Raw genomic sequence first — 671 nt, forward strand, 5'->3', positions numbered from 1 at the left:
GCGTTACCTTCCTGAATGAGGTAGTTAAACAACGTTATCACCTGATTATCGGAATAATAATTATACGATAATAATTTAACAATTTCACTCAGAAGCTCGGTCATATCCCGTCGGCGAATGTGCTTTTGGACTAATTCAAGCAAAGCCATTCGTTTGTGCTGCATAATTTCGCCATCGTCAAGCGTGGTCACATCAACCAGTCTAAACGGTTTGGTATAAATCTTTTCGGCAATATCCCGTCCGCTAAAGCAGTCTAGCCAATCTGTACTATAGGGATAAGGACTTTTTTCGCCCGTGTAAAACAGGATAGGAAAAACGAGTGGTAACTTTTTGTGGCCAGCCTCTAAATGTTTTTGCATCGCGGCCATACAATAACGCATCAGTCGCCATGCCATAAGCTTATCCGGTGTAGACTGGTGTTCAATCAGCAAATAGAAATAGCCTTTACCTTTTTCTGTTTTAACGGAGTACAAAATATCACTTTGATAGTTTTTCATCTCACTATCGATAAATGAACCTGATTCCACTTTGAGACTATTTAAGTCACAAAGTGATTTAATCTCATTAGGCAGCCAAATATCGAAGAAATCCTTAGCCGTCTCTTTTTCACTTAAAAACTGCTTAAATAGACTATCGTGGGGCGTTGGGGTGAATTTTTTACTCATCCGATT

Annotated in this window: 1 protein-coding gene; it reads right to left on the reverse strand. The window is 39.3% G+C overall.

Annotated elements, in window-relative coordinates:
- On the reverse strand, positions 1 to 671 hold a 671-nt coding region (locus H1X92_RS00025), incomplete at both ends, for an Rpn family recombination-promoting nuclease/putative transposase (RefSeq protein WP_233458091.1).

The sequence above is a fragment of the Arsenophonus endosymbiont of Apis mellifera genome, assembly GCF_903968575.1.
GTDB lineage: Bacteria > Pseudomonadota > Gammaproteobacteria > Enterobacterales > Enterobacteriaceae > Arsenophonus > Arsenophonus apicola.